This is a genomic window from Staphylococcus sp. HMSC62A08 (assembly GCF_001839105.1).
GTDB lineage: Bacteria > Bacillota > Bacilli > Staphylococcales > Staphylococcaceae > Staphylococcus > Staphylococcus caprae.
Map to the genome: position 1 here is coordinate 100,895 of NZ_KV840039.1, position 7,132 is coordinate 108,026.

Annotated in this window: 6 protein-coding genes and 1 pseudogene; all 7 read left to right on the forward strand. The window is 35.4% G+C overall.

Annotated elements, in window-relative coordinates; translation table 11 throughout:
* A pseudogene (locus tag HMPREF3264_RS06455) lies at positions 1-223 on the forward strand (spermidine/putrescine ABC transporter ATP-binding protein); the annotation flags it as partial.
* Positions 220-1,176: an ABC transporter permease gene (locus HMPREF3264_RS06460; protein WP_070872551.1), complete on the forward strand. Its 957-nt coding sequence runs from the start codon at positions 220-222 to the stop codon at positions 1,174-1,176. The pseudogene HMPREF3264_RS06455 and the gene HMPREF3264_RS06460, both read left to right, overlap by 4 nt.
* 11 nt (positions 1,177-1,187) lie before the next feature.
* Positions 1,188-2,876 (forward strand): extracellular solute-binding protein, encoded by a 1,689-nt coding sequence (locus HMPREF3264_RS06465; RefSeq protein ID WP_070872553.1) that lies wholly within the window; start codon positions 1,188-1,190, stop codon positions 2,874-2,876.
* A 15-nt stretch (positions 2,877-2,891) separates the two neighbouring features.
* Positions 2,892-3,788 carry a carbohydrate ABC transporter permease gene (locus HMPREF3264_RS06470; RefSeq protein WP_002442864.1) on the forward strand — a complete coding sequence of 299 codons (897 nt, stop codon included), beginning with the start codon at positions 2,892-2,894 and terminating at the stop codon, positions 3,786-3,788.
* Between the two features lie 13 nt (positions 3,789-3,801).
* On the forward strand, positions 3,802-4,644 hold the full coding sequence (locus HMPREF3264_RS06475) for a metallophosphoesterase family protein (protein WP_070872555.1): 843 nt from the start codon (positions 3,802-3,804) through the stop codon (positions 4,642-4,644).
* Positions 4,631-5,956, forward strand: a complete 1,326-nt coding sequence (locus tag HMPREF3264_RS06480; RefSeq protein ID WP_070872558.1) for an MATE family efflux transporter — start codon at positions 4,631-4,633, stop codon at positions 5,954-5,956. The genes HMPREF3264_RS06475 and HMPREF3264_RS06480 overlap by 14 nt, the downstream gene beginning before the upstream one ends.
* 6 nt (positions 5,957-5,962) lie before the next feature.
* Entirely contained in the window at positions 5,963-6,730 is a 768-nt protein-coding gene (locus HMPREF3264_RS06485) for a DeoR/GlpR family DNA-binding transcription regulator (protein WP_070872560.1), read from the forward strand.
* Positions 6,731-7,132 lie beyond the last annotated feature (402 nt).

The following is a 7,132-nucleotide window of genomic DNA, read 5'->3' on the forward strand; positions in this document are numbered from 1 at the left end:
TTATCCAATCCAACTGTCTCAATTTACTGTAGATTTGGTTGAGTTAACGGGTTCATACAAATTACTTCACTGTCATCACAACGAACATAAAATTGTAGCAGCTGTAGATAGTAATTTGGATTTCGAATTAGGCCAAACAGTTTCCTTCGGTATAAAAACTAAAGATGCACACTTTTTCGATTCTGATTCAGGCGAAAGAGTACAAGAGGAGGTTTTATCGTGAGTAAAATCAAAAAACAAAGCCTTCAATCCACTCATCAAAAACCTTTATTAAAAAGAATGTGGGAACATAAAGTACTTTACATAATGATTTTACCTTGTTTACTCTTTTTCTTGATTTTCAACTATATTCCAATGACAAGTCTTGTTCTGGCATTCAAAGATTTCCGCTTCGATACTGGTATCATCGGCGGTGATTGGAAAGGACTATACTATTTCAAACGATTTTTCTCTGACCCTCGCTGTATTCAAATTATTATGAATACACTAATTATAAGTGGTATGAAATTGATTTTAGCTCTACCATTTCCAATTATTTTAGCCATTATGTTTAACGAAATTAAAGATTCTAAATTAGGTAAGATCAGAGGTCTATTTCAAGGTGTGCTTTATATTCCTCACTTTTTATCATGGGTTGTGGTCATCGGTATTTTCAAGAAATTACTCGCTCCTGATGATGGACTTATGAATCAACTGATCCATCAATTTGGTGGCGACGGGTCGACTTACTTTATGATGAATCCTGAGTATTTCCACACCATCATGTTTTCTAGTTATATTTGGAAGAATGTAGGTTGGGATTCCATTATTTATTTTGCAGCAATTATGAGTATTAATCCTGAAATTTATGAATCAGCTGCAATTGATGGCGCAAATCGTTTCAAACAAATTATACATATTACCTTACCTATGTTAACGCCAACAATTGTTATCTTATTCATCATTTCTCTAGGCGATATTTTAAAAGCAGGGTTCGATCAAATCTACCTACTCAAAACACCAGGTAACGCTAATGTCTCGGAAATACTTGATACATTTGTTATTCGTACTGGTATTGAGCAAGGCGATTTTAGTTACGCAATCGCTATTGGTCTATTACAAGGCGTAATAGGACTTATCGCTGTCGTCATTATTAATAAATTCGCAGATAAGAAGCTGGATACATCACTATATTAAGGAGAATGTACATGTTTAGAAAATCTATGCTCATCTTAATGATTGCAGTCATTTTATTCGTAACAGCATGTAGCAAAGATAAAACGCAAGATGAAGCGAAAAGAAAAGCAGATGCTAAAGGTAAACCAGATACATGGATTGCAGATAGAAAACTAAAAGGACTTGTGTTTCAAAGTGATAACGATGCCTCACCTAAAATGAATAAAGAAGTCGCTCAAGAACTTAAGAAAAAGACTGGCATCACGTTAGAACTCCAAACCGTTTCTAATGAAGATTCCACAGAAGCATTAACGTCAGGACTCGCTTCAGGAGATTTACCCGATTTCATCGTTTATTACTTAGACGATAGTGGACGTCCTGAAATGAAAGTACTAAATAAAGCAGCGAAACAAGGTCGACTCACAGACTTAACAAAAATGCTTAAAAACACAAAAATTTATAGTAAGTATTTCAAAAAAGGATATCTACCAAAGGATACGAAAGATAACATCATGTTTAATAAAGAACAGGATGGGACGTACCTTGTACATATGGGGATTAACCGTCATCCAGGGCAAGAAGAACGTCGTACTGTAGGTGGTCCTTATGTCAGAAAAGATATCATGGATAAACTTCATATCAACCCTGCATCTATCAAGACATCAAAAGATGTTGAAAAACTTGCTGAGAAGATGAAAGAACACCACTTCAAAGATGATAATGGTAAAGAAATCACACCTATTGGCCCAACAGCATGGGGCGGTGACGATCGTACTAAATTCTATAATGACCTTGTTTGGACTGGTCAGTCTGATGAGAAATTTTTAAATAAAGGTAAGAAAATTGTACATGAATCACAAACTGATTATCCGCTTAAACGTGTACATTACGTTAAAGACCTTATGAAAAAGGGCTTAATGACGAAAGAGTTCTATACAATGGAAGAAAATAAAGCAAAAGAAGGACTAGTTAATGGTTCATGGGGCATTGTTTCAGATTTACATAACTACGTTACTGAAAACCAAAGTATGAAATACGTTCCACTTGGACCACTCAACACAGTCAAAGGTAAATTTAGAGTTGAAAAGCCATATAAATCAGGCGCAAACGGTTGGGCTGTACCAAGTACGACTGAACATCCTGAAGACGTCGTTAAACTCGCTGATTTCCTTGCAAGTCGTGAAGGTAAATTACTCGGTCAATACGGTATTAAAGGACGTGACTATACTTTAGATAAGAAAGGTAACCCTCATGTTAAACCTGAAGTCTTAAAAGAAGTTGAGAATAATCCAGACGAAGCTAAAAAACGTGGTTTTAGAGGTGCAGGTTCTTATTGGGCAGATCATCTTGGTTATACAGATATCGATAATAAAGCTGATTTTGGTGAAACTGAATACGGAGATAATACAAAAACGAAAAAAACTACTCCTGAAAAGATTGCTGATATGTGGCATTACGATGAAAAACAGAAACACGCCAAAATCGTTAACGGCCTCACAGTAAAATCGTTCCTATCTAAATATGAATATGGAGAAGATTTAGAAGTTGCACTCGATGATTATAGTGACGCTATTAAACGTGCATATTATTCTCAATCTGACAAAGAAGCGAAACAAATTATTGATAGTGCTAAGCAACGATTAGAAGAGGCAGGCTTAAATCAATTTGAAAGATACGTTGAAAATCAAAGAGATAGAAAAGGAACTCAAATCATTTATTAAGAGGTGGCATAGACAATGAAAGTTTCACAAGATAAAAGCGCAATTGTCATTCGTATTATCTCGTTAATCATTATTATTGGCTTAGTGATCACAATTATCCTACCGATGATTAATATCTTTGCCTTAGCATTTAACTCTGGGGTAGATGCTCAAAAAGGTGGCATCACTTTCTACCCGCGTAAATTTTCGCTAGATAATTTTAAAGAGATATTTAAACAAGGTACGTTATTAAATGCATTATTTATTAGCATAGCGAAGACAGTTATTGGAACAATATTAAGTGTGATATTAACAGCTATGGCGGCATACGTTCTAACGATCAAAAGTTTACCGTTTCGAAGAATCATCTCATTCTTCCTAGTATTTACGATGTTATTCAGTGCCGGTGTTGTACCACTTTATATCCTATTAAATCAACTACATTTAACAGATACATTTTGGGTATACATTTTACCGTCACTTTATAGCGTTTATAACATTTTAATTATGCGTACATTCTTCAATCAATTACCTAGTAGTGTAATTGAAGCCGCTAGAGTAGATGGTTGTAATGACTTTCAAATCTTTTGGAAAATTGTCTTACCCATGAGCAAACCCGTGGTAGCATCCATTACATTATTTAACGCGGTGAGTCAATGGAATGATTGGTTTACAGGTGCATTCTTCGTACGTAATCCAAATCTCAAACCGTTAGCAACTGTTTTACAAGATATGTTAACGAAACAAGCCGCCATTGCAGATGCTTTAAAACAAAAGTCAGGTTCATATGCAATGTTAGACAAGTTGACAATTACAGGTGACTCAATGCAGATGGCCATGATTGTACTATTAACCATTCCAGTACTATTCCTCTTCCCATTCGTTCAGAAGCATTTTGTAAAAGGTATCAATATCGGTTCGACAAAAGAGTAAAGGAGACGAAACAATGACTACAATTCTACAATTAAGCGATTTACATATTGGGCCACACAATGATGAAAAAGATCAAAAAACTTACGATTTAATTCATCACATGATGACACATTATCAACCTGATATAACAGTATTAACAGGTGACCAAATTTGGTCTGAAGGCGTCATTGATTCAGGTCGTGTTTACAAGGAATTGATGGAGTATTTAAATCAATATGATACGCAAATTGCAACGACATTTGGTAATCACGATACCGAGGGACACCTCAAACGTTCAGACTTACGCGATATTGAGGACCAATATTCTACTAACTACGTACAGAAAAATCATAGCCTCATTGTTGATGATAAAGAAGCTTATACAATAGAAGTTAAAAGCAATGACACAGTCACACATGTACTTTATGTCATTGACGGTGGAGACTATAATCCATTTGGCATAGGTGATTATGATTTTATAAGACCTGAACATGTGAATTGGCTTAGAGAAACACACCAAACATATCAAACTCAATTTCAACATAACTTATTATTTACGCATATTCCGTTACAAGAATATAAAGAAGTTGAGAATATTGCTGAATATCATGGCATTTTCAATGAACCCATTGCGTGCTCAAAAATTAATTCCGGATTATTTAGTCAGATGTTATTAAACGGTGATATTGAAGGTGTGTTCTGCGGTCATGACCATGACAATGATTTTACGATTAATTTATATGGTATTCGCCTTAGCTTTGGTCGTGTTGGTGGTTACAATACTTATGGTGATTTACAACGTGGGGCAAGATTAATTGAGTTGCAACCTGACGCTATATATAAATCGAAAGTGTTAGAATTTGATGATCGTTTCTAAAAGAACGTTTCGGGCATTATACATTCCTATTTTAATAGAACAACTTTTCATACTCATCATGGGACAAGCTGATACATTGATGTTAAACAGCTATAGCACTGATGCCGTTGCTGCTTCGGGAATGATAAGCCAAATACTCATGCTCATCACGTTTCTAATTACAATCATTCATGTGGGTACAAATATACGTATTGTTCACTTGAAGGAACATCAACCATCAAGTATTTCACAAGAGATTTATCATAATTTGTTATTCAATATCATAGTATCTATCGTATTTACGATTGTGATTGGGCTCGCATTCGAACCTATCCTACGACTTTTTCAAGTACCTCAAGATATATTCAAACTGACCTATCAATTTGGACTGATTATATTGAGTGTACTCACTTTAACGACTTGTCAAATGTACATTGGTACCGTATTACGTGTCATGAATCATGCGGCATCAGCAACACGCATTACTATCATTAGTAATGTGACTAATATCATTCTAAATGGTGTTGTACTCTTTATTATTCCAGAATATGTAGGTAACCCTGTATTAGGTGTCGCGGTGGCAACAGCGCTCAGTCGTTTATTGGGATGTATTTTAGCTTTGATTGCACTGATACAAATTTTCCGTCCACTCAAGCACTACTTCAAGCTGAGCTGGAAGACAATATACCAAGTTTCGACATTAGGTATCCCAACAGCAGGTGAACAAATTTCTTATAATTTTGCGCAGACATTTACAACTGCATTTATTGCGATGTTAGGCACTCAAGTCATCGCTGCGAAATCTGTTTCCACTGTACTAAGTGGCCTGTCCTTTAGTTGTGCTATGGCATTTAGTGCTGCTAGCCAAATTTATTTAGGAAAATTTATATCCCGACGTCGTTACCGCACTTTAAAGAAAGTTGTTGTAAAAAGTATTTGGTTTAATATCATACAATCCTTCATGATTATGACGTGTATACTTATAGGATTTATTGTGTGTGGACGTTGGATAACACACGACTTACAAACCTATCATTTAATTATTTACTATCTTGTTATACTTTTTGGATTAGAACCGATACGTGCAATTAATAATTTAATTGTAGATTTATTAAACGTGGCAGGGGATGTACGTTATCCAGTCACAGTGAGTATTGTCACCACTTGGCTGTTATTATTACCTGGAAGTTATCTATTAGGGATTCATTGGGGATTTGGCTATACAGGAATTATTTTAGTGAGTATTGCAGATGAAGCGCTGAGATTTATCATTATGTATCTTAGATGGCGTAAAGATCGATGGCAAGCACGTATGAAGCAGATTGGAGTATAGATAATTATGTATAAAAGAAATGAACGTTTGAATCTCATTCGTAAACGTGTTGATCAGTACGGGCAGGTGGCCGTAAAAGATTTAGCTATCTTTTTACAAGTGACGCCTGAAACCGTGAGAAAGGATTTAGAAACCTTAGAAAATGATAAACTGATTACACGTACACATGGTGGTGCGATTCAATACAATCATATTAATAAAGAGAAATCATATGCGAATAAGTGGCAGAAACAATCACAAGTAAAAGAACGTATTGCTAAGAAAGCTGCTTTACAAATACAGTCTGGAGAAATTATTGTCATCGATGGAGGGACAACAACAGGGCGAATTCCTCATTATCTCAATGATATTACTCAGACCACCATTGTGACGAATTCTTTGAAGATTGCAGATGAATTGAATCGTGCTATCGAGGAGCAACGAATTCAAGCAGAAGTGATTATGCTTGCTGGAAAGACGAATACTGAACAAGATGTTGTGCGTGGGCATATGACGAATGAGTTACTACAACGTTTTAAATTTGATAAAGCTTTTATTTCATGTGGTTCGTTTGATACGAGTGATTGTTATGAATTTGATTTGGAAGAAGCCCATGCGAGTCACATCATGATTCAACAAAGTCAACTGAGTTATCTCTTAGCAGATAGTAGTAAACGAGATGCGCATGCGTCGTATCGTATTGATGGGTTTAGCGAAATTGATTATATGATTTCTGATTATGCTAAACCGCAGAATATGGAATATTTTAATCAGAAGCATTGGTTGCAGATTTAACTTATTGAAAATGAAGCCTGAGACTTCGTCTTTATTAACGAAAGAAGACGTCTCAGGTTTTATTTAATTTTATGAATGGTAAACATATCCGTTTAACATTCAGAATATAGTTTTTTACCAATACTTCGTATTGCTTTAGCTCCCTTGCCGCGGGCATGGCTTGAGCCTGTAGTCTCAAGACGCATGCTATTCCTGCAGGCGTGTCGCTATCAATACTTCGTTATCTGTTAATTATAAAACTTTCATATTATTATTTAAATATCACTAGAAACCAGTTATAGTAGTAACACTTGAGGCTTTGCTCAAGTATAAGTGCCACTAGCAACGAAGGTTAGAAGAATAGTTATTTATCTCAGTCTTCTTTAATATATGGGCAGTAGATGTCTGAATTGAAAGTGCGCT